General features: G+C 77.7%; 1 protein-coding gene and 1 pseudogene. Both read right to left on the minus strand.

Going from position 1 to position 1,598, the window contains the following annotated elements:
• Positions 1-887: pseudogene (locus ACV4UX_RS19390) on the minus strand (hypothetical protein); the annotation flags it as partial.
• Positions 874-1,598 (minus strand): glycosyltransferase family protein (locus ACV4UX_RS19395; RefSeq protein ID WP_491594914.1); only part of this gene is annotated, 725 nt, incomplete at its 5' end. The gene ACV4UX_RS19395 and the pseudogene ACV4UX_RS19390, both read right to left, overlap by 14 nt.

Below are 1,598 nucleotides of genomic sequence, written 5' to 3' on the forward strand. Positions count from 1 at the left end.
AAGACCTCGGGGGTCTCGTCCGCGCCGGCGTTGTCCAGGGCCAGCAGACAGGCCCCGTCCGGCAGGGAGTCCGCCGTCGAGGCCAGGGCGCGGTCCGCCTCCGGGGCCTTGTTGCAGGTGTAGAGGCACACCGCCGTGCGCCCCGGGGGCGGCTCGCCGGGCAGGTCCAGGCCCTCCTGCACGTCGTGCAGGGCCAGGGCCAGGGAGGCGTGCCAGGGGGCCTGGGCCAGGGTCTTGCGCCACTGGGTCAGGGCCTCCTCACGCAGGCCCTGGCCCAGCAGGCAGCGGCCCAGCCGGAAGCGCGAGGCGCGCAGGGCCAGCGCGGGCCGGTAGAGTGCGGCGGCCCGGGCGTGGTCCCCCCGCAGGAAGGCCAGGTCGGCGGCGCAGCGCGCGCCGAGCTGCTCCAGGCCCGGGGGCCAGGGTGCGCGCAGGGCCTCCTCGGCCGCGTCCAGGCGGCCCAGTGAGCAGGCCAGCTCCAGGAGGTTGCGCCGCCAGAGCAGGTTGCCCGGTTCGGCGCGCAGCCGCGCCCGCAGGCCCTCAAGGAGTTCCCGGCCCAGGCCCCGGCCGGCCAGGGCGGCCAGGGGGTCGTCTGCCGGGGGCTGGCCCCAGGCCCGGCGCACGGCCCCGGCAAGGGCGCGCAGGTGGGGGGGCAGGAAGGGGATGCGGCCGTCCAGTTCCAGCATGAACCCGGCGGCCGCGCCGTCCAGGGGGGCCTCCTCCCAGGCGGCCAGGGCCAGGTCCAGGCCCAGGCGGACGCTCTCGGGCCGGGCCAGGGCCTGGCGCGCCAGACCGCCCAGGCGGCGCTGCCCGCAGCTGGCCGCCAGGAGCCCGGTCCGGACCTCCCGGGGCATGGAGCGCCAGAAGGCGGAGGGTTCAGGCGCGTTCACGGCGCGCTCCCTGCCAGGCGTCCAGGAAGAGGGCGGCCCCGCGCGCCAACCCCCAGGCGTCGCGCGCCTCGCGCGCGGCGTTCTCGGCCAGGCTCCGGCGCAGGGCCGGAGCGGCCAGGAGGGTTTCCAGGGCGCTGGCCCAGGCCGCAGGGTCCTGCCCGGCCTTGAGCCCGGTGACGCCGTGGCGCACTCGTGAATAGGGGGGCAGGTCGGCGTAGATCCCGGCCGCTCCGGCGGCGGCGTACTCGAGCCACTTCACGGCGCTCTTGCAGCGGTTGAAGGGGTTGTCGGCCAGGGGAGCCAGGGCGATGTCCGGCCGGGCCTCGCGCAGCGCCCGGGCGTAGGCGGCGTAGCCGTCCTGGAAGGGCAGCTCCTGGCCCTCGAAGCCCCGGGGGGCGCAGCCCATGAACACGAACTCCACGCCGTCGCCGTGGCGCTCGCCGGCCTGCTCCAGGGCCGGGATCACCAGCGCCAGGTCCTCCCGGTGGGTGGGCGACCCGGCGTAGAGCACCCGCACGGGGCCCGTCCGGGGCGGCGCCGGGGCGTCCCAGAGAGTCTCGGGCAGGAAGTTGGGGACCACGGCCACGCGCCTGGCCAGGGGCGCGAGGATGCGGCGCAGCTCCGGGGTGGTGGTCACGGTCAGGTCGGCCTTGGAGAGCAGGCGGCGCACGTGGGGGGCGATGCGCTCCAGGGCCTCGCGCATGGGGTGGT

Source organism: Fundidesulfovibrio sp. (assembly GCF_058402725.1).